Origin of the sequence: Novispirillum itersonii (assembly GCF_014205675.1) — a bacterium.
In the GTDB taxonomy this organism is placed as follows: Bacteria; Pseudomonadota; Alphaproteobacteria; order Rhodospirillales; family Rhodospirillaceae; genus Novispirillum; species Novispirillum itersonii_A.
Window position 1 is genome coordinate 62655 of the sequence record NZ_JACIIX010000015.1, and the last position, 25631, is coordinate 88285.

Consider the following 25631-nt stretch of genomic DNA (forward strand, 5'->3'; position numbering starts at 1 on the left):
CCGCCCCTGCCCTCCGCCCCCGCCCCAGCCGCAGAGATCAGCCATGCTGCACTGCCCCCTTGCGCCCTGCCGCCGCCGGGGCCATGATGCCGCGCAATCTCCCCCTCCCCCTGATGAGTTTCCGCAATCATGGACCTGCTGCTTCTGGCCGCCTTTCTGGGCATTATTGAAGGCCTGACTGAATTTCTGCCGGTGTCCTCCACCGGGCATCTGGTGCTGCTGGTTGATCTTCTGGGGTTCCCGGCCCCGTCGGGCAAAACCTTCGAGGTGGTGATCCAGCTCGGGGCCATTCTGGCTGTCTGCGTCGCCTTCTTCCCACGCCTGTGGCAGGCCCTGACCGGTGTCGCCACCGTGCGGAGTGAACAGCTGTTCGTCCGCAACATCCTGATTGCCTTCCTGCCCGCCATGGTGATCGGTGCCGGGGCCTATTCGATGATCCGCGCCCTGCTGGATTCCCCGATGGTGGTGGCGGTGACACTGGTGCTGGGCGGCATCGCCATCCTGCTGATCGAACGGCTGAACCACACACCGCGCTATCACGCCATTGAGCAGTTTCCGCTGCCGCTGACGGTCAAGATCGGCCTGTTCCAGTGCATTGCCATGGTTCCCGGCGTCTCCCGCTCCGGGGCCACCATCATGGGGTCGCTGCTGATGGGGGTGGAACGTAAGACCGCCGCCGAGTTCTCCTTCTTCCTCGCCATCCCGACCATGGCCGGGGCCACCGCCTACAGCCTGTATAAAAACTGGGCGGCGCTGGATTTCTCCGCCTTCGGCATGATCGGGATCGGGTTTGTCACTGCCTTCATCACCGCCCTGCTGGTGGTGCGGGTGGCGATCGGCTTCATCGGGCGGCATGGCTTTGCCCCGTTCGCCTGGTACCGCATCGTGCTGGGGCTGGTGATGATCGGTGTTCTGGCCCTGCGCTGATCTACCCGCTGTCTGACATCCCTGTTTTACCGGTACGGCCCCAGATCCTGCATCACCGGGGCCGTTGCCTTAACGCCCCAGATATCCCGGGCGTAATCCAGCACCGTCAGGTCGGCGGAGAACTTACCCATCCGCGCCACGGTGGTGATGGCGGAGCGGGTCCAGCCCGCCGCATCCTGCCACGCCGCATCCACCAGCCCCTGCGTCGCCACATAGGCAGCATAGTCGGCCAGCAGCAGGTAATGATCCCCGCCATACAGCAGGGCATCAACCAGCGGGCGGAAGGCCTCCGGTTCGCCGGGGCTGAAGTAACCGCCCCGGATCATGTTCAGCACTTCCGCCAGCTCAGGATTGGCATGCATCACCGCCATCGGGTCATACCCACCACTGCGGCAGGCCGCCACCTCCTCCGCCGTCAGGCCGAAGAAGAACAGGTTCTCCTCCCCCACCTCCTCGGCGATTTCAATATTGGCTCCGTCACGGGTGCCGATGGTCAGCGCCCCGTTGAGCGCCAGCTTCATGTTCCCGGTGCCCGAAGCCTCGGTGCCCGCCGTCGAGATCTGCTCTGACAGATCGGCGGCGGGAATGATCACCTCCGCCGAGGAGACATTGTAGTTGGGCACAAACACCACCCGCAGCCAGTCGCGGGTGCGCGGATCACCATTGACCACCCCGGCGACGGCATGGATCAGCCGGATGATCATCTTCGCCGCCGCATAGCCGGGGGCGGCCTTACCGGCAAAGATCACCGTGCGCGGCACCATCCCCGCCGTCAGCCCATGGCGCAGCCGGTTGTAGCGGGTGATGACGTGCAGCACATTCAGAAGCTGCCGCTTGTATTCATGGATCCGCTTGACCTGCACATCAAACAGGCTGCCGGGGTCGATCCAGACCCCCAGCGTCCGCCCGGAGAAACTGGTGAAGCGCTCCTTGTTGGCGGTTTTTGCCCGCCGGAATTCCTCGGCGAACCCGGCATCCTCCGCCAGCGGCAACAGGGCACGCAGCAGATCCAGATTGACCGGCCAGTCTTCGTCCACATGGCGGGAAATCAACCGGGCCAATGGCCGGTTGGCCTGATTGAGCCAGCGGCGCGGGGTGATGCCATTGGTGCGGTTGACAATTTTATCCGGGTATAACCGGTGGAAATCAGCAAACAGCCCCGATTTCATCAGATCGGTATGGATCCGCGCCACCCCGTTGACGCAGTGGCTGCCGACCACCGCCAGATGGGCCATCCGCACCCGCCGTCCGCCGTTTTCATCAATCAGAGACACCCGCCGCACCAGATCGGCATCGTCCGGCACCTGCGCCCGCACCTGATCGAGGAAGCGGCGGTTGATTTCGTAAATGATCTGAAGATGACGCGGCAGCAGCCGTTCAAACAGGGCCACCGGCCAGCATTCCAGAGCTTCCGGCAACAGGGTGTGGTTGGTGTAGGCGAACACACCCCGGCTGATTTCCCACGCCTCATCCCAGCCCAGCCCCTGTTCGTCGATCAGCAGGCGCATCAGTTCCGGAATGGCAATGGTGGGGTGAGTATCGTTCAGCTGGATCGCCACCTTTTCCGGCAGCAGGCTCCAGTCCGCCCCCGACTGAGCGCGGAACTGGTGCAGGATGTCGGCGACCGAGGCGGCGACAAAGAAATACTCCTGCCGGAAGCGCAGCACCTTGCCCTGTTCGGTGGAATCATCCGGATACAGAACCTTCGACAGGCTTTCGGACTCCATCGCCGCCATCACCGAGCCGATATAGTCGCCCCGGTTAAAGTCCTGAAGGTCAAATTCCTGCGAGGCCCGGGCTGACCACAGCCGGATGCTGGAGGCCCCAAACCCGCCATAGCCCGGCACCGGCAGATCGTTGGCAATCGCCAGCACTTCCTCGGCATGGATCCAGACAAAGCTCTGGTGGCCTTCGCCGTCGTCCACCATTTCCACCCGGCCGCCGTAGCGCACCGGATAGCAGACATCCGGGCGTTTGAATTCCCACGGATTGCCATAGGTCAGCCAGTTTTCCGGCACTTCCACCTGCCGCCCGTCCTCAATGCGCTGACGGAACATGCCGTGGTGGTAATGGATGCCATAGCCTTCCCCCGGAATGCCCAGCGTGGCGAGGGAATCGACAAAACAGGCCGCCAGCCGCCCGAGGCCGCCGTTACCCAGTGCCGCCTCCGGCTCCTGCTCGCGGATCGCGCCGAAATCCAGCCCCATTTCCGCCAGCGCGGCATGGCAGATATCCATCATGCCAACCGCCAGCAGGTTGCTTTCCAGCGACCGCCCGATCAGGAATTCCAGCGACAGATAGCACACCCGCTTGGCGTCGGCACTGGCCGCCGCCCGCTGGCTGTCAGTCCAGGTTTCCACCAGCAGGTCGCGGGTGGTATGGGCCAGCGCGGTATACCAGTCGTGCAGGCTGGCCTCTTCCGCACTGCGGGCCAACCTATGCTTCAGGTGGGCATACAGACGCCGCTTGAAGACGTCGATGTCCCCCCGGTTCAGCTGGCTCCAGTCTACGGTCATCCAGTCAGCACCGCTGATGCCGCCTTCTTCCGCCGCAACAGGATGATCCCGGTGCGGCTGATCCCGGTAAGTCTGCATGGCCTGACGCTCCAGCGCTGATCCCCCGCCGGAATCCTACCACGGCAGTCCCCCCCGCGTACAGAAAAGGGCTGCACGGCAAAGGGATAATACCGGGCGGGATCAGTGCCGGATTGTCGGCAGACCACTGCTGCCGCCACTGCGGTAGACTTCCAGCCAGTAGCGGCGGAAGGGATGATCCACCGCCTCGTTTTCGGCGCGGAACTCTGCCAGATCACGCGGCATCGGATCCCCGGCGCCACAGGCAGCGGTAAACACCGAGGCCCAGCACACCCGGTACAGGGTGGCTTCCTGCGGGGTCAGCGGCGGATTGCCCTTCTTCTGCGCGGCCCGGGCGTCCGGGCGGGCATTTTCTGCGTCTTTACGGGGGTCTGCCTGCGCACTATCTGTTTTGAGGTCGGTTTTGCGGTTGCCGTCAGCCGGACGGCCCGTGTCGGAAATCATTTCAGACCTCCTCCTGTGGGGAGGCAAAACTGCGGCTCTGTTCAGCCGCCACCATGGCAGCTACCGGCAGATGTCTCCTGTTTTTGATTGTACTCCTGCCCGCATCGGGAAAATATTACCAAAAGGTTTATTTGCACTGCGAAATTACACCTTTCCTCTCCTCCTGCCCCCCTCAAAGGAGTTGTTCCTTGGAATACCGTCCCCTTGGCCGCAGCGGCCTGAAGGTGTCCGCCATCAGCATGGGCACCATGACCTTCGGCGAACAGAACACCGAAACTGAGAGCTTTGCCCTGCTGGATATCGCCCGTGACCACGGCATCAACTTCCTTGATGCCGCCGAGCTGTATCCGATCTCTCCCCGCCCGGAAACACAGGGCCGGACCGAAGAAATCGTCGGCAACTGGGTCAAGGCCCGCGGCAACCGCAGCGATACGATCATCGCCACCAAGGTGGTGGCCTACAGCCCGCCGATGCCGTGGTTCCGTGGCCCCGATCACCGGCTGGACCGGGTGAACATCGAGGCCGCGCTTGATGCCTCGCTGAAGCGCCTTCAGACCGATTATATCGACCTGTATTACCTGCACTGGCCGGACCGGCAGACCAACTTCTTCGGCCGTCTGGGCTATGAACACCACCCGGAGCAGGATCAGACCCCGCTGGAGGAAAGCCTTGCGGTACTGGCCGATGCGGTGAAGGCCGGGAAGATCCGCCACATCGCGGTCTCCAACGAAACGCCGTGGGGCATCCACCGCTGCCTGCTGGCCGCCGAAACCGCCGGGGTGCCGCGCATTGCCTGCATCCAGAATCCCTACAGCCTGCTGAACCGTTCCTTCGAGGTCGGTCTGGCCGAACTGGCAATCCGCGAAGAGGTGCCGCTGACCGCCTATTCGCCGCTGGGCGGTGGGGTGCTGACCGGCAAATACCGCAACGGCGCCCGCCCGCAGGGGGCCCGCGTCACCCGCTGGCCGGACCGCTACGCCCGCTACACCAAGCCCGCCGCCCAGCTCGCCACCGATCTGTATTGCACGCTGGCTGAAGCCGCCGGATGGTCCCCGACCACCATGGCGATCCGCTATTGTCTGGAACGGCCGTTCCTGGCCTCGGCGATTGTCGGGGCGACCACGCCGGAGCAGTTCGCCGCCAGTCTGGCCGCCGCCGACCGCCCGCTGACCCCGGAACTGACGGCGGCCATCGAGGCTATCCACACCGCGTATCCTAATCCGGCCCCGTAAGGGCCGGATCAGCCTTACCGTTACGGCCCCTATCCGGCGCGGCGGAAGGTCAGGTTGATCCTGACCTCTCCCGTTGCCGGATGGGTACCGGGTTTCAGCGGGGCGATGCCGTGGAACACCAGCCGCGACGGCCCGCCCCACACCACCACATCGCCATGACTGAGGGTGATCCGCCGCACCGGGCCGGTGCGGGCCAGCCCGCCCCACAGGAACACCGCCGGAATCCCCAGCGACAGCGAGACGATCGGCTGGGTGAAGTCCGCCTCATCCCGGTCCTGATGCAGGCCCATCTTGACCCCGGCAGCATAGCGGTTGATCAGGCAACTGTCGGGATCAAACCCCGGATAGCCTGCCATCTCCGCCATCGCCCGGGCGAAACCATGCAGCACTCCCGGCATCACGGGCCACGGGATGCCGGTCTGCGGATCCGCCGCCACATAGCGATAGCCTTTGCGGTCAGTGACCCAGCCCAACGCACCGCAGCTGCTGGTGGCCACCGACATCGACTGTCCACCCGGCGTCTGCATCCGCCGGAACGCGGTCTGCGCCGTCACCGCCCGCACGGCGGCCAGAACCGCCTCCTGCTGATCTGCCAGCCCGCCACGCAGCAGCACGGCACCGGGGGCGAAATCCTCCCGCCGGATGTTCATGCTGCCCGCGCCATCGCCGAGGGCGGAAAACAGATCAGTCACCGTATACTTTCCTCCGGTTTCAGGGCTCTTGCCACGGCTGTCAGCATGGCCAGTGTTCCGGCATCGGCCTGCCCGGTCAACTCCGACGGGCGGTAGCGCCGCTGAAACGCCACCAGCGCCGCCCGCAGACCCTCCGGGGTTTCCGCTCCGTCTTCGCCCAGCGGATAGCCGATCTGCCGCAGCAGAGCGGCGGCATCCCCGCCTGCACCCGCCACAGGGGCGGGAAACAGACCGACCCCCTGATCCGCCAGAAACGGCCAGTCAAACAGTTCGCCGGGGTCCTCCTTGCGGGCCGGGGCCACATCGGCATGGGCCACCACTCCGCCGGGCAGGATCGCCGGGTGCCGGTCCAGAATATCACGGCACAGCGCCGCCACCGCCTGCATTTGCACCGCCGGAAACGGGCGGTAGCCGAATTCATGGCCGGGGTTGACGATCTCTATCCCGATTGAGTGGCTGTTGACGTCAGCGCGGCCCCGCCAGCGGGCGACCCCGGCATGCCAGGCCCGCCGTGCCTCCGGCACCAGTTGAAAAATCCGCCCGTCCTCTTCCACCATATAATGGGCCGAGACCTGCGCCTCGGCCTGACACATCCGCCGCAAGGCCGCCGACCCATCCGGCATGCCGGTATAATGCAGCACCAGCAGATCCACCGCCGCCCCCGCCGCACGCGGGCCGTGGTTGGGCGACGGCATCACCGTCACCCCCGGCAGGGACGTATCAGCGGCAAAGGCCGGGCCGGTCATCAGGCCGCCCCCTTTTTCGCCTGCCGCCACAGGATGATACCAACCCCGCCCAGCGTCAGCAGGCCTCCGGCGATCTTTTCCGGGCCGATGCTTTCGCCCAGCACCCATGCCCCGACCAACACCCCGAACACCGGGTTGAGCAGCGAGATCGGCACCACCTGACTGACGGTATAGCGCCCCAGCAGCCAGTACCACAGGCCATAGGCAACGATGGAGGACCCGATGGCGGTATAGAGCATCGCCCCCCAGCCGATCAGGTGGGCCTGTTCAATGGCGGCGATATGGCCGGTTTCAAAAATCAGGGTCCACAGCAGACATTGCGGCACGGCAAACAGCGACATCCAGCCGGTCAGGGCGATCGGGCTGACATCCGTCACTTTTTTCACCAGCAGGTTCGACACCGCCCAGAAGAAGGCCGATACCACCAGCAGCACCGCCGGGCCGATGGCGGGCACATTCGGCCCCCACGCCAGCACCGCCGCCCCGGCAAAGGCCACCAGCAGGCCGCTGACCCGCCAGACACCCAGCCGGTCCCCCAGAAACACCACGCCGAGCAGGGTGGAGAACGGCACCCCCAGTTGCAGCAGCAGGGCGCTGGTTCCGGCTTCGGTCATTTTCAGGGCGACAAACAGCAGGGCGAAATGCGCCGACCCGAAGGTGAAGGACAGCAGCAGCACCCCCGGCACCTGTTTGCGGGTGATGCGGTAAAACGGCACCAGCAGCACCGCCACCACGGCAAACCGCAGGGTAATCAGCAGCAGCGGCGGAAATTCCGACACCCCCAGCTTTACGGCAACATAATTGGCACCCCATAAGACCATCACAAACAGGGCGAGAAGGGTATCGCGGATACTCACAGGCAGGATACTCCGGGGAGACGGGGAGAGAGAATCCCCCGGCCCGCGTTAGGGGCGCAGGCCGGGGGCAAATGAACAAAACAGCAAATGCAACGAGACCTGTCAGCGCCGGTAACGGCGCTGCCCTCTTTTGAAACGAAACCTGTCAGCGCCGGTAGCGGCGCTGCCCTCTTTAGAAACGAAACCCGTCAGCGCCGGTAGCGGCGCTGACGGGCAATCTCGTCCCATGCCGCGTTGATATCCGCCATCCGGCGGTTGGCAACGGCGATGAATTCCTCTGGCAAGCCCTGTGCCATCAGCGTATCCGGATGGGTCTCCCGCAGCAGGCGGCGATAGGCGGCGCGGATCGTCGCCTCGTCACTGTCCGGCGGCACCCCCAGCACCTGCCACGGGTCCGGCCCGCCCCCCGTCCCGGCGGCCCCGGCCTGAAAACGCGCCCAATCGCGCCCCGGCCTGCCCAGATCGGCGGCAATCGCCTCCAGATGCGGCACCGCCTGCTCCAGCCGCCCGGCAGCGGCGGCAATCATCGCCAGAGCGTCAACAATCTCGTCCAGCAGCCCCGGGCTGCCGTCAAACAGCGCCGACAGCACCGCCGTCACCGTTTCCGGCCCGCTGTCGGACTGCCACGCCCGGCTGTACAGGGCATGTACGCCGTCCTGTTCCTCCGGCCCGATACTGGCGACCCGGATCAGCGCGGCAAAGCCCTCTGCCTCGTTCAGGCCACTGGCCCGGGCCACCTTGGCCGACAGCAGCACAACCCCCATGGCAAAGCCGCTCTGGCGGCCCTGCTCCTTGGCGGAAGCGACAAAGCCCTGCCACCCCGGCACAAAGGCCATCGGGTTGAACAGGCTGCGGAACGGATTGCGGTCATAGAACAGGTGGCCCATCGAGGCCCCCATCATCGCGCCCAGCGGGCCGCCGACCATCATACCGGTCATGCCGCCCATCAGTTTGCCCCAGATGCTCATTCGGGTTTGCTCTCTCCGCAGGGTCATCCGGCTATGATTTATGCAAAAAGCGTTATACGGTCCACTGTTCCGGCTTGACCCGACCAGATCAATCCCGGCACCATTCCCGCCCGTTGAACCAGAACATTAAGTCACCCGCCGATCATGAGCAATCCCGCAGCCGAAACCGCCGCCTCCCCGCTGGTCCTGTCGCCGCACCACGCCAGCCGTGCCGCGCTGATGACCTTCCTTGACGGATTGAACATCCGCACCTCCACCGTGGACCATCCGCCGATCATGACCGTCGAGGACGGCCATCAGTTCTGGGCTGATATCCCCGGCGTACATTGCAAGAACCTGTTTCTGCGCGATGCCAAAAAGCAGACATGGCTGGTGGTGGCCCCGATTGACCGCCAGATTGACCTGAAAACCCTGCCCGACCGCATCGGCTCGAAGCGCCTGTCCTTCGGCTCGGCGGAGCGTCTGGTTGATATGCTGGGGGTCTTTCCCGGCTCCGTCACCCCGTTCTCGCTGATCAACGACCGGGCCGCGCAGGCGGTGAACGTGGTGCTGGACCAGTGGATGATGGACCAGCCTATACTGAATTACCACCCGCTGGAAAACACCGCCACCACCAGCATTTCCAACACCGATCTGCTGACCTTCGTCCGCGCCTGCGGCCATGCTCCGCAGATTGCCACCCTTGCCTGATCCTCTCTCCTGACTCCCCGCCACAGGACCCCGCACCATGTCGCATCTGCCCCCCGCCCTGCCCGCCCGTACCGCCCCGCCGGAATGTCTGGCCGAACTGGCCGCGCTGGTCGGTGACCGTCTGGCCACCGGCACCGCCATCCGCGAGCAGCATGGCAAGGATGAATCCTTCCACGTCGCCTTCCCCCCCGATGCGGTGGTGTTCGCCACCAGCACCGAAGAAGTGTCGGCGGTGGTGAAAATCTGCGCCCGCTACGGCACCCCGGTGATTCCGTTCGGCACCGGCACCTCGCTGGAAGGCCATATCGCCGCGCTTCAGGGCGGCATCTGCATCGACGTCTCGCGGATGAACGCGGTGCTGGAGGTGCGGCCGGAGGATCTGGACTGCACCGTGCAGGCCGGGGTCACCCGCAAACAGCTGAATGAATTCATCCGCGACACCGGGCTGTTCTTTCCGATTGATCCGGGGGCGGATGCCAGCATCGGCGGCATGACCGCCACCCGCGCCAGCGGCACCAACGCCGTGCGCTATGGCACCATGCGTGAAAACGTGCTGGCCCTGACCGTGGTGCTGTGCGATGGCCGGGTGATCCGCACCAGCCGCCGCGCCCGCAAGTCCGCCGCCGGATATGACCTGACCCGCCTGTTCGTCGGGTCGGAAGGTACGCTGGGCATCATCACCGAGGTCACCCTGCGCCTGTATGGCATCCCGGAGACCATTTCCGCTGCCGTCTGCCCGTTCCCGGGGGTGGAGGAAGCGGTCAACACCGTCATCGCCACCATCCAGAGCAGCATTCCGGTGGCCCGCGTTGAATTCCTCGACGCCTTGCAGATGAAGGCGATCAACGCCTATTCCAAGCTGTCACACGCCGAAACCCCGACCCTGTTCTTTGAATTCCACGGCTCCCCCGCCGGGGTGCAGGAACAGGTGGAAATGGTGCAGGCACTGGCCGCTGACCATGGCGGCACCGACTTCCAGTGGGCCAATGCCCCGGAAGAGCGGGCCCGGCTGTGGGATGCCCGCCACAAGGCCTACTATGCCGGTCTCGGCCTGCGCCCCGGCTGTTCCGGGTTCTCGTCGGATGTCTGTGTGCCGATTTCGCGTCTGGCCGACTGCATCGTCGAGACCCGCGCCGATCTGGATGCCAGCGGCCTGCTGTGCCCGATCGTCGGCCATGTCGGCGACGGTAACTTCCATGTGCTGTTCATCGTCAACCCCGACGACCCCAAGGAGCTGGAAACCGCACTGGCCCTGAACGACCGGCTGGTCCAGCGCGCCCTGTCGATGGACGGCACCTGCACCGGCGAACACGGCGTCGGTTATGGCAAGATGGAGTTTCTGGAGACCGAACACGGTGACGCGCTGGACGTGATGCGCGCCATCAAAAAGGCACTGGATCCGGCCAACCTGCTGAACCCCGGTAAGATTGTGCGGCTGTAAGCCCGACACCCCCAGAGGGAACAGTCCCGGCCCCGCAGCCAGATCCGGCAGCGGGGCCGCTGTCTTTTCATAAGCCCTGCTTATCGTTTCCCTTAGGGAATGCAGCTTGAGCCGCAGACCGGAACACGGCAGCATGGCTTCACGGATCGGCAGCCTCCCTGACGATCCGTTCCAACAGATCTTTGTAACCCCCTACTCAGTACCCTCTACTGTGATTGTTACAGACTTCCCAGACTGTAATGCAGCCTTGGCGTTCCGGGCAGGTTTCCCCGCTCCGGAACGCCCTTTTCTGATCTTTGCCCCTGACACTCCTGATGATCTGTTTCCGGACTCCCCGTCCTTAGTTTCCCCCTGCTGTTCTTTTTCATCCGGCAGCCCTGCTGCCGGGCCGGAGCCTGCGTGCCATGCTGATCGACCTTGAACTCTACCGCCTCTATCTTCTCGCCGTGCTGATCCTGATCCTGATCCCCGGGCCGGACATGCTGCTGATCCTCAGCCGGGGCCTGTTTGAAGGCTGGAAATCCGGCTGGGTGGCCAGTGCCGGAATCTTTTTCGGGGCGCTGGTTCATTCGGTTCTGGCGGCGCTGGGGGTATCGGCGCTGATTGCGGCCTCGCCGCATCTGTTTGATGGCATGCGCCTGATCGGGGCGCTGTATCTGGCGTGGATCGGTGCCAAATCGCTGAAGGGCGCGTGGCAGATGTGGAAGGCGCAGGCCGACGGTGGGGTGCCGCAGGTGGAACGCCTGTCAACCCGCCGCACCTTCCTGCACGGCATGATGACCAACCTGCTGAACGTCAAGGTCATCCTGTTCTTCCTCGCCTTCGTGCCGCAGTTCATCAACCCGTCCCTCGGCCACGTCGGCCTGCAAAGCCTGATCCTTGGCCTGACCCTGACCCTGTGCGGCACCGGCTTCCTGCTGATGATCTCGGTGATGGCGTCCGGCGTCGGCCGGGCCCTGATGGGCAATGTGCGGGTGCGGGCGGCGCTGGATGGTGTCGCCGGGGTGATCTTCCTCGGCTTCGCGGTGCGGCTGTTCCTGACCGAGCGCAAGTTCGTCTGACCCCGCTCCCGTCGTTTCTAACGCCCTGCTGCGTGTTTTCGTGCCCGGCCCCGGTCCCCTACAGGACCGGGGCCGTTCCATTTCTGACATCGATATGTCTGCACAGACACGCCGGATATTATGCCAGCATATGAAAAGAAGCGGCTAGCACAGGGCTCTGGCACCCTCCCGAGAAACAATCATAAAATGCAAAAATAAATACAATACTCTTCTTAAGAGAATCACCGGATCGTGGTCCGGCGCATCAGGGGGATGCGCTTCCGCACGACGGAACCCACCATCACATCACAGGGGATCGCTCCATGACCGATACCGCCACTCTCTCCGCCACCCGCGTTGGCATCGCCCGCCCGAATGCCACCAATGTGTTCGTGTCCTCGCAGTTCGGCCTGCTGCTGGTCAGCCATTGCAGCGCCAATGTGTCCTCGATCCCCGGCGCCACCACCGTGCAGATCAACCTGCCGGACAACCACCCGGATTTCATCGTCGGGACCGAATACATCGTCGGCGGCCAGCTGTCTGAGCCGCCGGCCGAATACATCGAGCCGTTCGTGCTGAAGAACGCGGTGTTCAAGGGCTACGGCACCGGCCTGCTCCAGAACGTCGGCGTCTTCGTCGGCATGATCGTCAAGCCGGAATAATCCCGGCCTGACAGGATAAAAAAACCCCCGGTGACTGCCCACCGGGGGTTTTCCTGTTTCACAGGGATGGCCTCAGCCGAGGGCTTCCAGCTCGTCAATAAAGCCCGCCACCACCGACAGACCGCGCTGCCAGAAGGCCGGATCACTGGCGTCCAGCCCGAACGGGGCCAGAAGCTCCTTGTGCCGCAGGGTGCCCCCTGCCGACAGCATCGCCAGATACTTGGCCTCAAACTCCGGCAGGCCCTGCTGGTAGACCTCGTACAGGGAATTGACCAGACAATCCCCGAACGCATAGGCGTAGACATAGAACGGGGTGTGGACAAAGTGCGGAATGTACGACCAGTAATGGGCGTATTCCGGCTCGAACCGGATTGCCGGACCAAGACTTTCGCCCTGCACCTGCATCCAGATTTCACCGATCCGTTCCGCCGACAGCTCGCCGCTGCTGCGGCGTTCGGCATGCAGCGCCTGTTCAAAATGGTGGAAGGCAATCTGCCGCACCACGGTGTTCAGCATGTCTTCCACTTTCGACGCCAGCAGCACCTTGCGGCGGGCCGGATCCGTCTCGGCATCCAGCATGGCGCGGAAGGTCAGCATCTCGCCGAACACCGAGGCGGTTTCCGCCAGCGTCAGCGGAGTATCGGACAGGAAGCAGCCCTGCTTGCCGGCCAGAACCTGATGGCAGCCGTGGCCCAGCTCATGCGCCAGCGTCATCACGTCGCGGCCCCGGCCCATGTAGTTGAGCAGCAGGTACGGGTGGGCTCTGGGCACCACCGGATGGGCAAAGGCACCGCTGGCCTTGCCGGGGCGGGCCGGAACGTCAATCCACGCATTGTCGAAAAACGTCTGACCGACCGCCGCCAGCTCCGGCGAGAAGCGCCGGTAGGCCCCCAGCACCAGCGCGCTCGCTTCCGGCCAGGTATACTTGCGGTCGCTGTCACTCGGCAGCGGAGCGTTACGGTCCCAGTAATCCAGATGATCCTGCCCGAACCACTTCGCCTTCAGGGCATAGTAACGGTGCGACAGGCGCGGATAGCTGTCCTTGACAGCGGAGGCCAGCGCGTTGACCACCGTATCCTCCACCTGATTGCTCAGGTTGCGCGAGGCCATCGGCGAGGCATAACCGCGCCAGCGGTCGTCTATTTCCTTATCCTTGGCCAGCGTGTTGGTGATCAGGCTGAACACCCGGCTGTTGGCCCCCAGCACCGTGCCGATGCTCTTCGCCGCCGCCTTGCGCACCGCCGGATCGGTGCTGGACAGCAGGTTGGTCGCCTCAGTGATGGTCAGGTCCTTGCCATCGACCGGGAAGCGCAGCGCCGCCAGCGTCTCATCAAACAGGCGGACCCATGCCCCGGCCCCGGTGATGCCCTTTTCGGTCACCATCCGCTCCAGATCATCGGTCAGCTGATGGTCCTTATACTGGCGAATGCCGTCGATCCACGGGCGGTAGCGGGCCACCACCGGATCGGTCAGCAGGGCAGCCAGCGCCGCATCGTCGAGACGGTTGATTTCCAGCGTGAAGAACAGGGTCAGGGTGGAAATCTCCGTCCCCTTCTCGCTCAGGCCCTGATAGAAACGGCCGACCTCCGGGTCGCTGACATTCCCGGCATGCACCAGCTGGCCGTAGGACAGCGCCTTGTACAGCACCTCGCACAGGTCCTCATAGGCCCGGATGGCGGTGCCGAACTCCGCCGGGGACAGCCCCGCCACCTTGCCCTGATAGGCGGCGGCAAAAGCGCGGGCGGCAGCGTCAACCTTGTCCAGATCCGCCTTCAGTTCCGGCGAGTCCGGGGCCGGGTACAGATCGCGCAGGTCCCATTCCGGCAGCACGCCCAGATCCGCCGCAGCGGAGGCCGCAGCGGCCCCGGCCTGTTCCCGCATCACACGCATCATCATCAGCACCATCTCCACACATATTATTCAGGGTCAGGCGGCACCATATTCGCGATAGCAGGGACGCCTTCTGCCCTATACACTGTCATTTAACACTACTATGGGGTCTGAACACCGTTGCGGCAATGCTTGATCGGAGACCCGGCAGCCCGTCTGCCGTAACCGTCATCCTCCTGCCACAGACGGTGAAGAAAGATTGCCCCCGCCGGAAATTCGGGGTAACCGGATCCGGATTTTAACAAGGGAGGATCACGGTGCCCGGCCGTGTCGTTGATTATGCCGCCATGACCAGCCTGCCCGGGCTGTTCTTTGATCAGGCGCAGGCCCTGCGGGGTGCCCCGTTTCTGCTGGCCAAACGTGCCCGCGACAACACCCCCCTGAAGACCTTCGCGGCGTGGAGCTGGGACGAGGTCGCCGCCGCCGTCACCGCGCTGGCCAACGGGCTGGCCGCCATCGGCATCCACCCCGGCGACCGGGTGGTTCTGGTCTCGGAAAACCGCCCGGAATGGTGTATCGCCGATCTGGCAGTAATGACCGCCGGGGCGATCACCGTACCGGCCTATACCACCAACACCGCCAACGACCACCTGCACATCCTGAATGACTGTCAGGCCAGCGCGGTGATCGTCTCTACCGGCAAGCTGGCACGGCAGGTGCTGCATGCCGCCACCCAGATGAGTCACCCGCCGCAGGTGGTGCTGATTGACCCCACCGACCTGCATCAGAACCCCGGTCTGGTGCTGCACCGCTGGGCCGACCTGATGGCGCTGGGGGAGGGTAAACCGGCCCCGGCCCCGCTGCACAGCCTGAAGCGCGGTGATACCGCCTGCATCATCTACACCTCCGGTACCGGCGGTGCGCCGAAAGGGGTGGAGCTGTCGCACGGAGCGATTATCACCAACAGTGAAGGCCCCTATCGGGTGCTGAAAGACCTCGGCGTCGGGCAGGAAGTGTTCCTGTCGTTCCTGCCGCTGTCGCATGCCTACGAGCACACTGCCGGACAGTTCTTCCCGATGTCGCTGGGGGCGCAGATCTATTATGCCGAAGGGCTGGAAGCGCTGGGCACCAACCTTCAGGAAGCCCGCCCGACCATCATGACCGCCGTACCGCGCCTGTACGAGGTACTGCGCCAGAAGATCCTGCGCGGGGTGCAGGCGCAGGGTGGCCTGAAGGAAAAGCTGTTCCTGCGCACGGTTTCCATTGGCATGAAGCGCCAGTGCACTCCCGCCAGCCTGACCCTGACCGATCATCTTCTGGATCCGCTGCTGACCCTGCTGGTCCGGCGCAAGGTGGCAGGCCGCTTCGGCGGGCGGCTGAAGGCCTTCGTTTCCGGCGGAGCCCCGCTGAACGCCGATGTCGGCCACTTCTTCACTGCGCTGGGGGTGCGGATCCTGCAAGGCTACGGCCAGACCGAAGCGTCTCCGGTGATTTCGGTCAACGTTCCGGCCTCCGTGAAGATGGATACCGTTGGCCTGCCCCTCTATGGGGTGTCAGTGAAACTGGCCGAGGATGGCGAAATCTGCGTGCGCGGTGAAACGGTGATGAAAGGCTACTGGAACAATCCGGAAGCCACCGCCGCCGTCATCGATGCCGACGGCTGGCTGCACACCGGCGACATCGGCACCATCGACAGCCTCGGGCGGCTGAAGATCACCGACCGCAAGAAGGATATCATCGTCAACTCCGGCGGCGACAACGTCTCGCCGCAACGGGTGGAAGGCTTCCTGACGCTGGAGCCGGAAATCGCGCAGGCGATGGTTTACGGCGACCGCCGCCCGCATCTGGTGGCCCTGATCGTGCCGGACCCGGACTTCATCCAGACTTTCCTGTCCCGGAACGGGCTGGAACCGATGCCGCAGGAAACCCTGATTGCCCGGGCCGACTTCCGCGCCGCCATCAGCGAAGCCGTCAGCCGGGTCAACCGGGACCTGTCGAACATCGAAAAGGTCCGCAAGTTCGTGCTGGCCCCGGCCGCCTTCACCACCGACAACGGCATGCTGACGCCAACCCTGAAAATCCGCCGCCATGTCATCCGCCAGCACTACGCCACGGCGCTGGATGCCCTCTACGAATAACGGAGAGCCAATAACGGGGGCCCGGATCCGGTGATCCCTGACCGGAGGACCCGTCCCCCGGTCCCCTCCGGTTCCCGTGCCCCTCCACAGGCGGCAGCCGAAACCATAAAGGCAAGCCCAAAAGCAAAAGGCAGGATCCCGGATGGATCCTGCCCTGTTTTTTCAGGCTGTCTGCCGCACGGGCCGATCAGCGGGTGCCCATGTGGCGCAGCTTCTTGTCGGTCAGGCTCTTTTCCGACAGCTTGGTCTTGCCACCGGCCTTCGGCCCTTTGCGCGGGGCTTCCTCTTCCACTGCACCGGCCGAAGCCCGGTACAGCCTGGCGTCCGGCTGGGCCTTCGGGGCGTCGCCGCCGCCGGTGTAGATGAAGCCATAGGTGTCATAGGTGGTATTGCCGTAATCGGCGACCGGACCGTACCACACCCGGGTCTTGCTCCAGTCGTTCTTCGGCGACACGTCGATCACGCCGACCTTCTGCTCCACCTTGCCGTCCCGGCTCCAGTTGGCATGGTCGATCATGATCTTGCGGCTGCTGACAACTTCCCGCACCACGGCAACGTGGCCCCGGCTCATCTGGCGGGTTTTCTTGAACACCAGCACCGATCCGGCCTTCGGGGCCTGCCCTTTGGCGTAAACGCCGCTGGCATTATCCCACCAGCGCCAGGCATCGCCGCGCAGGTCAACATTGGTGATCGACCGGGCATAGGGAACACAGCTCCAGCCCGCAGCCGCTTCCGCCGTGCCCGAAGACATCACCGAAAGGCCACAGGACAGGCCAGCAATCACAACCAAGGCACGGATACCGCGGGTCAGGAAAGAGCTGGTCGTCTGCGTCATGCGAAGTTTCCCCTATGTGCCAACTTCTAAGGTGGCAACAAGGTAATTCAATGCGCGGGGGGATTTCAACCCGGAAATCCCCCGCATTTGATCTATTACAGCTCAGAAGGCCATTTTTCGACCATTCCGGTCACTCCGTCCATGGCACCGGGCACCAGTTCCAGCGCCAGAAAGCGCGCCAGATCGACCGGACCGGGCAGAGACAGCGGCTCCGCCAGAGCCCGCCGGAAGCCGAACCGGCTGTAATAGGGCTCATCCCCGACCAGAATCACGATGCGATGGCCCAGCGCTTTCGCCCGTTCCAGCCCCGCCCACATCAGGCGGGTGCCGACCCCGGTTTTGCGCAGCCCGCCGACCACGGTCAGCGGCCCCAGCAGCAGCGCCGGGGTCTGACCGATCATCACCGGCCAGAACCGCAGGGTGCCCCGGAAGGCCCCGGCCTCATCCTCGGCCACCAGCGCCAGCTCCGGCAGGTGGGAAACCCCGTCGCGGAAACGGTAGACGGTTTTCTTCTGGCGGTCCGGGCCGAAGGCCTCGTCGTTCAAAGATTCAATGATCGCCGCATGGTGCGGCTGTTCCAGCCCGATCACCAGCCCCGGCGGCGGAGTCACCGCAGCGGAGATATCAGCGGCGGAGGAGGACACGGTGGGCTGATCGGAAGAGGTCATCGAGGTCATTACAGTCTCTCATCGGTCCCGTGGCGGGACACTGCGCCGGTGCGGGCGCAGGCAGCGCCGGGCACCGGTGTCATCTGGACGGATCGGCGGAACCCGGCAAAGCGGGCCGGTTCCGGTCACCGGGCGGAGAGGAACACCGCGTCTTCTTCAGCCAGAAGATCACGGCAGCGCGCTTCGATGGCTGCCCACGCCGGGCCTTCCATGTCGTCCTTGGGCGTCACGCCCCAGTGCTGCATCAGGGCTTCGGTCAGCAGCAGGGCATACCGCTTGGCGGTCTGCTGCCAGTGTCCGAGGTCCCACGCCACACCACTGTCGGAAAACAGGCCGGTGGACAGAAACACCTGCGCGCCGGTTCGTCGTCGCTCTCCGGCCCCCTGTGCGGCAGGCCCCGCGCCGGGGCGGGCATCGGCCCCGTCCTCCGCCGCCATCACTTCCACGGTCAGGGGGCGCAGGGTGTACCCCGCCCCTTCATAATAGTCGATCCGGTCAAGATCCTGCGCGGTCAGGCCCCGCAGCAGGAAGCCTTCCACCGGCGGGTGACGGGTGGTGTCATCGGCTTCCACCGCATGCGGATCGGGAACCAGAATCGGGAAGACTTCGTCCCGGGCACTGTGCCGCCGGTACCCGGACAGCCACGCCGGCTGCCGGATCACCGCCGCCGCCCGCTGTGGCCCCAGCACCCCGGCCAGAATATCGGGATCCATCAGACTGCCGAACACGAACAGCGGCAGCCCGGAACAGGCATCCGCTGCGGCGGGCATCTGGGGAGCATGGTGCGGGAAGGTCAGCATCGGCCCTGGGATCCCTGCGGCTGCGCGCCAGCCTGCTACAGGGCGGTGGCGCGGTGGCTTCGTGTGCGGCATCGTTGGCCCCGGTCGCGCAGGCGGCGGGGCAGCAGACGGGGTTTCCCCGCCCGGTCAGCAGGACAGGAAGCGTCGTCGCAGGGAAGACTGTACGGAACCAATGGCAGGCCGGAGAGAAGAAACCAGAGAAGCAGCAGACATACTGTGCCCTCCTTCTTTTCCGTTCACCCGGGCCGGGTGTCCCGCTGCCCGGTGGGGCGGAGCGGGAACATCTGAAATAATTTCAATATGGGATAAGGCCTTCGCGGCCCTGACGCAAGACAAAAAGCCCGCATGCATCCGGAATAGGCCGGAAAAGCCCCGGCAACGGCCCCGCCGCTCTCGACAAGGGCGGCGGCACGGGGTATATCCATACTTACTCAAGGGGAGTTTGCATGGCAATCCACCGCCACCGCCAAGCGTCCGGAAGGTCGGTTTCCGCCCGCCCGGTCAGCAACCGGCAGGCCGCGCTGTTCGCGCTGGCGCTGCTGGCGGCGTTCGTGCGGGTTGTGTTTGCGCCCGGTTACATGCCGCAGGTGACCGCTGACGGTTCCCCGCTGTCGCTGGTCATCTGTACTCCTGGCGGTGTCACATCGCTGGCGCACCCCGGCACCGATGGGTCCGGTGGATCCTCCGCCTCCGTTGATCCCCCTTGCGCCTTTGCGGCGGTCAATCCGTTGTCCGCCGCGCCGGATACCCTTTCAGCCCCCCTGCCCCGGTTCCTTCCCCGGGCCATGGACAGGGCGCTCCCACCCCTCCGGGATGTGGCAGAAATGGCGTCCCCGCTGCCGCTGGGGGCACGGGCCCCGCCGGGCCGCGCGGTCGCCTGACCCGACCTTTCCCTGTGTTTCTGCCCCGCCCGGCCCGGTCCCGGCGGGGATTTTTGTGCCCGCCTCCCACTCCGCTCCCGGCCCCAGCAGAATGGCCCAGATCCTTTCCCCTGCGGCAGCCACAGGGCAGCAATGCACTCCGCGCAGGCAAAAGGGCCGGTTTTCGCTGCCCGAAAACTGGACAGAGGTAGGGGGACACCCTAATATCCCCACACGCAGTCAGCCCTTGTTCAGGAACGGACCGTTAAGACAGATCCCGCCGCGTGGACACACCGCCACGCCGGGACCGTGCGGACGGCCCACACCGGGTGTATGATGACTGACCTGCCATCGGCCCCGGGGAACTGCCGTATCCGGTTTCGCCACCGCCCGCCGCGTTGCCCCTGCCCGCAGGGATAACCGGGCAAAACGGGCGAAATTTACCGCCCGGCATCTGGCCGGTGCGGAGAATGCCATAGGATCAGGCCCCAGCAGGCCACGCTTACCGGAGGGTATACAGGCATGAACTACGATGAGTTCTTCCAGTCGAGTCTGGACGACTTGCGCACCGGCGGCAATTACCGCGTGTTTGCCGATCTGGAACGGTACGTCCAGACCTTCCCCCGGGCCCGGAACCATCGCGACGGCAAGGTGCATGACATCACCATCTGGTGCAGCAACGACTACCTCGGCATGGGGGTGTCGGACACTGTCACCACCGCCATGAAGGAAGCGATTGACCGCTGTGGCGGCGGTGCCGGTGGCACCCGCAACATCTCCGGCACCAATCACTACCATGTGCTGCTGGAGCAGGAACTGGCGTCGTGGCACAACAAGGATGCAGCCCTGCTGTTCTCCTCCGGCTATGTCGCCAACATGACCGCCCTGATGACGCTGGGTGCCAAGGTGCCGGGCATGGTGCTGTTTTCCGATGCCCTCAACCACAATTCGATGATCGAAGGCATCCGCCACTCCCGCGCCCCGCGCCATGTGTGGAAGCACAACGATTACGACGACCTGCACCGCCAGCTGTCGCAGTATGACCGCGAAACCCCGAAGCTGGTGATCTTCGAAAGCGTCTATTCCATGGATGGCGACATCGCCCCGCTGGAAAAGATCGTCGAGGTCGCCGAACACCACAACGCCATGACCTATCTGGATGAAGTGCATGCCGTCGGCATGTACGGCGAAAGCGGATCCGGCGTGGCGGAACGCGATGGCGTCGTGGACCGGATCGACATCATTCAGGGCACCATGGGCAAGGCCATCGGCGTGGTCGGCGGCTATGTCGCCGCCAAGCATTCGGTGGTCGATTTCATCCGCAGCTTCGGCGCCGGGTTCATCTTCACCACCTCGATGCCGCCGACCGTCGCCGCCGGGGCCTGCGCCTCGGTCCGCTACCTGCGGGAACACAACGAACTGCGCATCCGCCATCAGGAACGCGCCGCCACCCTGAAGGCCCGGATGAAGGCGCTGGGCCTGCCCGCCATGCCGTCGGTCAGCCACATCGTGCCGTTGCTGGTCGGCGATGCCGCCCTGTGCAAGCAGGCCAGCGACATGCTGCTGGAAAAGCACGACATCTACGTGCAGCCGATCAACTACCCCACCGTGCCGAAGGGGACGGAGCGCCTGCGCTTCACCGCCACCCCGCTGCATACCGATGCCGACATCGACCACCTGTGCACCGCACTGGTCGATGTGTGGGAAACCCTCGGCCTGCGCCGGGAGGCCCTTGCCGCCGAGTAAGGCCCACCAGCGTCTCCGCTATCAGAAAAGGCCGGTTCCCCCTGCGGGATCCGGCCTTTTTCACGGGCTTACCGGCCGCCAAACAGATCCCTTCGAAGGGCGAGCCGGTCTTACGCCGCGTCGCAGGTCCCGGACGGTTTCATCTGCGGGAACAGGTCCGCATTGGCATCCCCCCACTGCTTCAGGGCCATCAGCACCGGTTGCAGGCTGCGGCCCCGATCGGTCAGGGCGTAATCCACCCGTGGCGGCACCTGCGGGAACACGGTGCGGGAAATCAGGCCATCAGCTTCCATCTCCCGCAGCTGGTGGGTCAGCATCCGCTGGGTAACGCTGGGCAGTTTGCGGCGGATTTCGTTGAAGCGCAGGGTGCCGTCCAGCAGGTGGAACAGGACCACCCCTTTCCATTTGCCATCGATCAGGGTCAGCGTCGCCTCCACGGCGCAGCCGGGGCTACAGTCAAGGCGGTCATGGCGGGTGCGGCCCATGGCATGGTATCCTTTTTGATACTATAGGCGTTTTTAGATACTATAAGCGCTATATGTGCGTACTTTTCAGAAGGCATGGTAACGCGCATCTTGGTGGCACGCAACCGGCCCCGCCGATGGGGCTGCCTCAGGAGACACACCATGCGCGCCATTGCCTATCAGGCCCCCCATGCCATCACCGAAACCCCGGGACTGACCGAGGTTGATCTTCCCCCCCCCATCGCCACCGGCCATGATCTGGTGGTGCGGGTGAAGGCGGTATCGGTCAATCCGGTCGACACCAAGATCCGCACCCGCGTTGCCGCCGAGGACGGCGGCTGGAAGGTGCTGGGCTGGGATGCCGCCGGGGTGGTCGAAGCCGTCGGCCCGGATGTCACCCTGTTCCAACCGGGGGATGAGGTGTTCTATGCCGGAGACCTCACCCGTCCCGGCACCAATGCCGAATGGCATGCCGTGGATGAACGGATCGTCGGCCCCAAGCCGAAGAGCCTTGATTTCGCCGCCGCCGCCGCCCTGCCGCTGACCGCCATCACCGCGTGGGAGATGCTGTTTGACCGGCTGGATGTCGCCCGCCCGGTGGCCGGGGCTGCCAACGCCATCCTGATCATCGGCGGAGCCGGAGGCGTGGGGTCGATCGCCATCCAGCTTGCCCGTGCCCTGACCGGCCTGACCGTCATCGCCACCGCCTCCCGCCCGGAAACGCAGGCGTGGGTGAAGGATCTGGGCGCGCACCACGTTCTGGACCACAGCCAGCCGCTGGCGGCACAGGTGGCGGCGCTGGGGCTGGGGCAGCCCGCCTTTGTGTTCTCCACCACCAACACCGATGACCATTATGACCAGATCGTCGAGCTGATCGCCCCGCACGGCCGCTTCGGCCTGATTGATGACCCGAAGGACCTCAGCGCCCTGCCGCTGAAGCGCAAGAGCCTGTCCCTGCACTGGGAATTCATGTTCTCCCGCAGCCTGTTCGCCACCCCGGACATGATCCGTCAGCACGAGCTTCTGGCCGAGGTCAGCCGCCTGATCGACAGCGGCACGTTGCGCACCACCCTCAGCGATACCTTCGGCCCGATCAGCGCCGAAACCCTGAAGCGTGCCCATGCCCTGATCGAATCCGGCAAGGCCAAGGGCAAAATCGTGCTGACGGGGTTCTGATCCATGCTTCCATCAACGGTGATGCTGTTTGCCACCCTGACGGCGGCCCCGGGACAGCGGGACGGCCTGCGCGCCGCCCTGCTGGACCTGATCGGCCCGACCCGTCAGGAGCCCGGATGCCTCGACTATGTCCTGTTTGAACAGAGCGACAGTCCCGGCACCTTCATCATGCGGGAGTCCTTCGCCAGCGCGGCGGACTTTGAGGCTCACACCGCCAGCCCGCACTTTCAGGGCTTTCTGGCGCAGGCTGACGGGCTGCTCAGCGGCCCGGTCCGGCTGACACCACTGACCCGGATCCCGGAGTAAGCGGGACACCCGCAAGGCCAGCCCGGACTCCTGCCTTCAGACCGGGTCATAAACAGAACAGGCCGCCATCCCTGCGGGCGGCGGCCTGTTGTCTTCTCTTATTCTGTCTGTCTTCCGGAAAACCGTCAGTCGGCCTTGGCGACCATCAGCTTATCGATACGGCGGCCGTCCATATCCACCACCTCAAACCGCCAGCCGTCCCAGACGAAGACATCCCCTGTTTCCGGGATCTTGGCGGCGCGGGCCAGCACAAATCCGGCAATGGTGCTGTAGGTCCGGGTGTCGAGGGCGATGGCGGCACAGCCGGTGCGTTCGGCGGCCAGATCAACCGGAGTATCGCCATCCAGCAGCCACGAGCCATCCTCGCGCTGCACCGGGTCAACGCCGTAGTCCTCGCCGTGTTCCGACAGCGCCCCGACGATGGAGGACAGAATGTCAGAGGCGGTGACGATCCCTTCCATGCCGCCGTATTCGTCCGCCACAATCGCCATGTGGATCGGCGACTGCTTGATCATGTCCAGCACCACCAGCGCCGGGGAATTGTCATGCACCACCGGCACGCTGCGCAGGCTGGCGGCAATGTCGAATTCCTGACCGTCAAGATAGGCGTTCAGCAGATCGCGGCTCTGGATCACACCAAGAAACTTGTCCGGCCCGCCTTCGCACACCGGCAGGCGGGAATGCAGGCTGTTGCGCATGGTGCGCAGCATGCGGTCCCGGTCCCACGTCAGGTCGATCAGCTCCACCGCCGAACGCGGGGTCATGATCGCCTTGATTTTGCGGTCCCCGAAGCGGATAACGCCGGAAATCAGCTCCTGTTCCTCCGGCTTCAGCACGCCGTTCTCCGTGCCGGCGGCGACAAGGGCCTTGATTTCCTCTTCCGTCACCTCGTCCTCGCGCTGGTCATGGGCACCCAGCAGGCGCAGGACGGCGTGGGTGGAAGCTTCCAGCAACCACACCAGCGGCGAGGCCAGCCGGGCAATCACCGCCATCGGCGGGGCGACCAGAATCGCCAGACGTTCCGGATTGGACAGGGCAAGACGCTTGGGCACCAGTTCGCCGATGATCAACGAGGCATAGGTGATGGCCCCGACCGAAATGATCATCGCGAGCGGAGCGCTGACCGGGGCGAACAGGGCAAAGCCATTCAGCCAGTCCGCCAGCGGATCGGTCAGGGTGGCACCGGAATAGGTCCCGGCCAGAATACCGACCAGCGTGATGCCGATCTGGACAGAAGAGAGGAATTTCCCCGGATTATCTGAAAGGCGCAGGGCAATTTGCGCCCCTTTGCTGCCTTCGTTGGCCCTTGGTATCAACCGCGCCTTGCGGGCGGATACAATCGCCATTTCAGAAAGGGCGAACCAGCCGTTGAGCAGTACCAGAAAGGCAATGACGGCGATCTCGAAGGCCATTGACATGGCGCGGGTGGGGGCTCCTGTCCCGGTTGCGGAAGATACCCACAGTTATAAGGCCAGAATGCCGCACCGCAAAGGCCTCAGCCGATAATTTAACAACTTTCGCGAACGCGGCCTGCCAAGCCCCGGCCTCCGGGCCGGGAGCAGCCGTTTTCCAGATCCCCGGTTTCCGGGCCGGGGTCAGCCGTTTTCCAGATCTCCGGCATCGGCCTGCGAGTCATTCGCCTCCAGCGGCTTGCGGCGCGGGGCCCGGCGGCGGGCAACCCCGGACAGGCGCTCTTCCCGCTGGGCCAGATAGCGTTCCAGACGGCGGCGGGAGACGGTCTTGCGGGTTTCCTCCCGCTGGAGTTCCCGCATCACATCCTGCACGTAGGACATATGGTCCCGCGCCGCCTGCCGGGCCGCTTCCGGATCCCCGGCGATGATGGCATCGTAAACGGCGCGGTGCTGACGCAGCAGAATATCCCGCGCCCCCTGCCGGTTGTACAGTTGCAGGCGGTTATAGAACACCCCTTCCCGCAGCACCCGCACCAGACCGTGCATGATGTGCAGCAGCACCAGATTGTGCGCCGCCTCGGCGATGGCGATGTGGAAGTCGGTGTCAATCTCCGCCTCCACTTCCTTATCGCCGCGCTGATGGGCGGCCTCCATCGCCTCGAAACAGGCGGTCAGCAGTTCCCGGTCCTCGTCGGTGGCCCGCAGGGCGGCCCAGTAGGCGGCGCTGCCTTCCAGCACCCGCCGCAGTTCCACAAAATCGGCGGCGGCGGAGGGGTTGGACCGCAGGATCTCGGTCAGCGGATCGGTGAAGGTGGCGGCGACGAAATCGGCGACGTAGGTGCCGCCGCCCTGCCGGGTTTCCAGCAGGCCCTTGGTTTCCAGCTTTTGCAAAGCTTCGCGCAGCGACGGGCGCGAGACATCCAGCTGGGCAGCCAGATCCCGTTCCGGCGGCAGCCGTTCCCCCGGGATCAGGATCCCGGCCAGAATTTGCTCTTCCAGCTGCCGCACGATGTTGTCCGACAGCTTGGGCTGCTTCACACGATCATAGGTCATACCAGTTACCCACTCACCATACCGTGGCCTCAGTTTACGGTGGGGGAAGG

The 25631-nt window shown here is 64.7% G+C and carries 24 protein-coding genes; 11 read left to right on the plus strand and 13 right to left on the minus strand.

The window, feature by feature from the left end; all coding sequences use genetic code 11:
• Positions 1–129: 129 nt before the first annotated feature.
• Entirely contained in the window at positions 130–927 is a 798-nt protein-coding gene (locus tag FHS48_RS16920) for an undecaprenyl-diphosphate phosphatase (RefSeq protein ID WP_184265195.1), read from the plus strand.
• A 26-nt stretch (positions 928–953) separates the two neighbouring features.
• Here the strand turns inward: FHS48_RS16920 and FHS48_RS16925 are convergent, their stop codons facing one another.
• Entirely contained in the window at positions 954–3521 is a 2568-nt protein-coding gene (locus FHS48_RS16925; RefSeq protein ID WP_184265197.1) for a glycogen/starch/alpha-glucan phosphorylase, read from the minus strand.
• Positions 3522–3623: 102 nt separating this feature from the next.
• A complete protein-coding gene (locus tag FHS48_RS16930; protein ID WP_184265199.1) occupies positions 3624–3965 on the minus strand; it encodes a hypothetical protein in 342 nt (113 codons plus the stop codon).
• Positions 3966–4153: 188 nt separating this feature from the next.
• Here FHS48_RS16930 and FHS48_RS16935 point away from each other — a divergent pair, with 188 nt between their 5' ends.
• A complete protein-coding gene (locus FHS48_RS16935; protein WP_184265200.1) occupies positions 4154–5197 on the plus strand; it encodes an aldo/keto reductase in 1044 nt (347 codons plus the stop codon).
• Between the two features lie 29 nt (positions 5198–5226).
• Here the strand turns inward: FHS48_RS16935 and alkB are convergent, their stop codons facing one another.
• The 4 genes from alkB to FHS48_RS16955 form a co-directional block, all read right to left on the minus strand.
• A complete protein-coding gene (alkB, locus tag FHS48_RS16940) occupies positions 5227–5889 on the minus strand; it encodes a DNA oxidative demethylase AlkB (RefSeq protein WP_311769156.1) in 663 nt (220 codons plus the stop codon).
• Complete coding sequence (locus FHS48_RS16945; RefSeq protein ID WP_184265202.1) at positions 5886–6635, minus strand: N-acetylmuramoyl-L-alanine amidase; 750 nt, start codon at positions 6633–6635, stop codon at positions 5886–5888. The genes alkB and FHS48_RS16945 overlap by 4 nt, the downstream gene beginning before the upstream one ends.
• The gene (locus tag FHS48_RS16950; RefSeq protein WP_184265204.1) at positions 6635–7492 is read right to left on the minus strand and encodes a DMT family transporter; all 858 of its coding nucleotides are present in this window, start codon (positions 7490–7492) and stop codon (positions 6635–6637) included. Before FHS48_RS16950 ends, FHS48_RS16945 begins: the two co-directional genes overlap by 1 nt.
• A gap of 188 nt (positions 7493–7680) precedes the next feature.
• Positions 7681–8460 carry a J domain-containing protein gene (locus FHS48_RS16955; RefSeq protein ID WP_184265206.1) on the minus strand — a complete coding sequence of 260 codons (780 nt, stop codon included), beginning with the start codon at positions 8458–8460 and terminating at the stop codon, positions 7681–7683.
• 144 nt (positions 8461–8604) lie between these two features.
• On the opposite strand from FHS48_RS16955, the gene FHS48_RS16960 reads away from it, so the two are divergent.
• The 4 genes from FHS48_RS16960 to FHS48_RS16975 all read left to right on the plus strand — a co-directional run bounded on the left by FHS48_RS16960 (position 8605) and on the right by FHS48_RS16975 (position 12293).
• Complete coding sequence (locus FHS48_RS16960; protein WP_184265208.1) at positions 8605–9150, plus strand: prolyl-tRNA synthetase associated domain-containing protein; 546 nt, start codon at positions 8605–8607, stop codon at positions 9148–9150.
• A 37-nt stretch (positions 9151–9187) separates the two neighbouring features.
• A complete protein-coding gene (locus tag FHS48_RS16965) occupies positions 9188–10591 on the plus strand; it encodes an FAD-linked oxidase C-terminal domain-containing protein (RefSeq protein ID WP_184265210.1) in 1404 nt (467 codons plus the stop codon).
• 404 nt (positions 10592–10995) lie between these two features.
• Positions 10996–11652, plus strand: coding sequence for a LysE family translocator (locus FHS48_RS16970; protein ID WP_184265212.1), 657 nt, complete (start codon positions 10996–10998; stop codon positions 11650–11652).
• 302 nt (positions 11653–11954) lie between these two features.
• Positions 11955–12293 carry a hypothetical protein gene (locus FHS48_RS16975; RefSeq protein WP_184265214.1) on the plus strand — a complete coding sequence of 113 codons (339 nt, stop codon included), beginning with the start codon at positions 11955–11957 and terminating at the stop codon, positions 12291–12293.
• A gap of 72 nt (positions 12294–12365) precedes the next feature.
• Here the strand turns inward: FHS48_RS16975 and FHS48_RS16980 are convergent, their stop codons facing one another.
• Positions 12366–14198 carry a M3 family oligoendopeptidase gene (locus FHS48_RS16980; RefSeq protein ID WP_260402543.1) on the minus strand — a complete coding sequence of 611 codons (1833 nt, stop codon included), beginning with the start codon at positions 14196–14198 and terminating at the stop codon, positions 12366–12368.
• Positions 14199–14470: 272 nt separating this feature from the next.
• On the opposite strand from FHS48_RS16980, the gene FHS48_RS16985 reads away from it, so the two are divergent.
• Positions 14471–16261: an AMP-dependent synthetase/ligase gene (locus tag FHS48_RS16985; protein WP_184265274.1), complete on the plus strand. Its 1791-nt coding sequence runs from the start codon at positions 14471–14473 to the stop codon at positions 16259–16261.
• A 187-nt stretch (positions 16262–16448) separates the two neighbouring features.
• On the opposite strand, the gene FHS48_RS16990 is transcribed toward FHS48_RS16985, so the two are convergent.
• The 3 genes from FHS48_RS16990 to FHS48_RS17000 all read right to left on the minus strand — a co-directional run bounded on the left by FHS48_RS16990 (position 16449) and on the right by FHS48_RS17000 (position 18564).
• Positions 16449–17096, minus strand: a complete 648-nt coding sequence (locus FHS48_RS16990) for a CHAP domain-containing protein (RefSeq protein WP_184265216.1) — start codon at positions 17094–17096, stop codon at positions 16449–16451.
• Between the two features lie 95 nt (positions 17097–17191).
• The gene (locus tag FHS48_RS16995; RefSeq protein WP_260402544.1) at positions 17192–17773 is read right to left on the minus strand and encodes a GNAT family N-acetyltransferase; all 582 of its coding nucleotides are present in this window, start codon (positions 17771–17773) and stop codon (positions 17192–17194) included.
• Between the two features lie 116 nt (positions 17774–17889).
• Positions 17890–18564 carry a gamma-glutamylcyclotransferase family protein gene (locus FHS48_RS17000; protein ID WP_184265218.1) on the minus strand — a complete coding sequence of 225 codons (675 nt, stop codon included), beginning with the start codon at positions 18562–18564 and terminating at the stop codon, positions 17890–17892.
• A gap of 446 nt (positions 18565–19010) precedes the next feature.
• On the opposite strand from FHS48_RS17000, the gene FHS48_RS17005 reads away from it, so the two are divergent.
• Positions 19011–19445 carry a hypothetical protein gene (locus FHS48_RS17005; protein ID WP_184265220.1) on the plus strand — a complete coding sequence of 145 codons (435 nt, stop codon included), beginning with the start codon at positions 19011–19013 and terminating at the stop codon, positions 19443–19445.
• A 501-nt stretch (positions 19446–19946) separates the two neighbouring features.
• Complete coding sequence (hemA, locus tag FHS48_RS17010; RefSeq protein ID WP_184265222.1) at positions 19947–21170, plus strand: 5-aminolevulinate synthase; 1224 nt, start codon at positions 19947–19949, stop codon at positions 21168–21170.
• A gap of 110 nt (positions 21171–21280) precedes the next feature.
• Here hemA and FHS48_RS17015 read toward each other — a convergent pair whose 3' ends face one another.
• Positions 21281–21655, minus strand: a complete 375-nt coding sequence (locus FHS48_RS17015; protein WP_184265224.1) for a winged helix-turn-helix transcriptional regulator — start codon at positions 21653–21655, stop codon at positions 21281–21283.
• A gap of 141 nt (positions 21656–21796) precedes the next feature.
• On the opposite strand from FHS48_RS17015, the gene FHS48_RS17020 reads away from it, so the two are divergent.
• Both FHS48_RS17020 and FHS48_RS17025 read left to right on the plus strand, forming a co-directional pair.
• Complete coding sequence (locus FHS48_RS17020; protein WP_184265226.1) at positions 21797–22810, plus strand: zinc-binding alcohol dehydrogenase family protein; 1014 nt, start codon at positions 21797–21799, stop codon at positions 22808–22810.
• Positions 22811–22813: 3 nt separating this feature from the next.
• A complete protein-coding gene (locus FHS48_RS17025) occupies positions 22814–23116 on the plus strand; it encodes a putative quinol monooxygenase (protein WP_184265228.1) in 303 nt (100 codons plus the stop codon).
• Between the two features lie 125 nt (positions 23117–23241).
• On the opposite strand, the gene FHS48_RS17030 is transcribed toward FHS48_RS17025, so the two are convergent.
• Together FHS48_RS17030 and FHS48_RS17035 are read right to left on the minus strand one after the other, a co-directional pair.
• Positions 23242–24534: a hemolysin family protein gene (locus tag FHS48_RS17030; RefSeq protein ID WP_184265230.1), complete on the minus strand. Its 1293-nt coding sequence runs from the start codon at positions 24532–24534 to the stop codon at positions 23242–23244.
• A gap of 177 nt (positions 24535–24711) precedes the next feature.
• A complete protein-coding gene (locus FHS48_RS17035; protein ID WP_184265232.1) occupies positions 24712–25581 on the minus strand; it encodes an FCD domain-containing protein in 870 nt (289 codons plus the stop codon).
• Positions 25582–25631: the final 50 nt, after the last annotated feature.

Bases quoted from the DNA above. Each gene is read 5' to 3' on its own strand.
- FHS48_RS16920 (WP_184265195.1), top strand. From the start codon at position 130: ATGGACCTGCTGCTTCTGGCCGCCTTTCTGGGCATTATTGAAGGCCTG.
- FHS48_RS16925 (WP_184265197.1), bottom strand. From the start codon at position 3,521: ATGCAGACTTACCGGGATCAGCCGCACCGGGATCATCCTGTTGCGGCG.
- FHS48_RS16930 (WP_184265199.1), bottom strand. From the start codon at position 3,965: ATGATTTCCGACACGGGCCGTCCGGCTGACGGCAACCGCAAAACCGAC.
- FHS48_RS16945 (WP_184265202.1), bottom strand. From the start codon at position 6,635: ATGACCGGCCCGGCCTTTGCCGCTGATACGTCCCTGCCGGGGGTGACG.
- FHS48_RS16955 (WP_184265206.1), bottom strand. From the start codon at position 8,460: ATGAGCATCTGGGGCAAACTGATGGGCGGCATGACCGGTATGATGGTC.
- FHS48_RS16960 (WP_184265208.1), top strand. From the start codon at position 8,605: ATGAGCAATCCCGCAGCCGAAACCGCCGCCTCCCCGCTGGTCCTGTCG.
- FHS48_RS16965 (WP_184265210.1), top strand. From the start codon at position 9,188: ATGTCGCATCTGCCCCCCGCCCTGCCCGCCCGTACCGCCCCGCCGGAA.
- FHS48_RS16970 (WP_184265212.1), top strand. From the start codon at position 10,996: ATGCTGATCGACCTTGAACTCTACCGCCTCTATCTTCTCGCCGTGCTG.
- FHS48_RS16975 (WP_184265214.1), top strand. From the start codon at position 11,955: ATGACCGATACCGCCACTCTCTCCGCCACCCGCGTTGGCATCGCCCGC.
- FHS48_RS16980 (WP_260402543.1), bottom strand. From the start codon at position 14,198: ATGGTGCTGATGATGATGCGTGTGATGCGGGAACAGGCCGGGGCCGCT.
- FHS48_RS16985 (WP_184265274.1), top strand. From the start codon at position 14,471: ATGACCAGCCTGCCCGGGCTGTTCTTTGATCAGGCGCAGGCCCTGCGG.
- FHS48_RS16990 (WP_184265216.1), bottom strand. From the start codon at position 17,096: ATGACGCAGACGACCAGCTCTTTCCTGACCCGCGGTATCCGTGCCTTG.
- FHS48_RS16995 (WP_260402544.1), bottom strand. From the start codon at position 17,773: ATGACCTCGATGACCTCTTCCGATCAGCCCACCGTGTCCTCCTCCGCC.
- FHS48_RS17000 (WP_184265218.1), bottom strand. From the start codon at position 18,564: ATGCTGACCTTCCCGCACCATGCTCCCCAGATGCCCGCCGCAGCGGAT.
- FHS48_RS17005 (WP_184265220.1), top strand. From the start codon at position 19,011: ATGGCAATCCACCGCCACCGCCAAGCGTCCGGAAGGTCGGTTTCCGCC.
- hemA (WP_184265222.1), top strand. From the start codon at position 19,947: ATGAACTACGATGAGTTCTTCCAGTCGAGTCTGGACGACTTGCGCACC.
- FHS48_RS17015 (WP_184265224.1), bottom strand. From the start codon at position 21,655: ATGGGCCGCACCCGCCATGACCGCCTTGACTGTAGCCCCGGCTGCGCC.
- FHS48_RS17020 (WP_184265226.1), top strand. From the start codon at position 21,797: ATGCGCGCCATTGCCTATCAGGCCCCCCATGCCATCACCGAAACCCCG.
- FHS48_RS17025 (WP_184265228.1), top strand. From the start codon at position 22,814: ATGCTTCCATCAACGGTGATGCTGTTTGCCACCCTGACGGCGGCCCCG.
- FHS48_RS17030 (WP_184265230.1), bottom strand. From the start codon at position 24,534: ATGTCAATGGCCTTCGAGATCGCCGTCATTGCCTTTCTGGTACTGCTC.
- FHS48_RS17035 (WP_184265232.1), bottom strand. From the start codon at position 25,581: ATGACCTATGATCGTGTGAAGCAGCCCAAGCTGTCGGACAACATCGTG.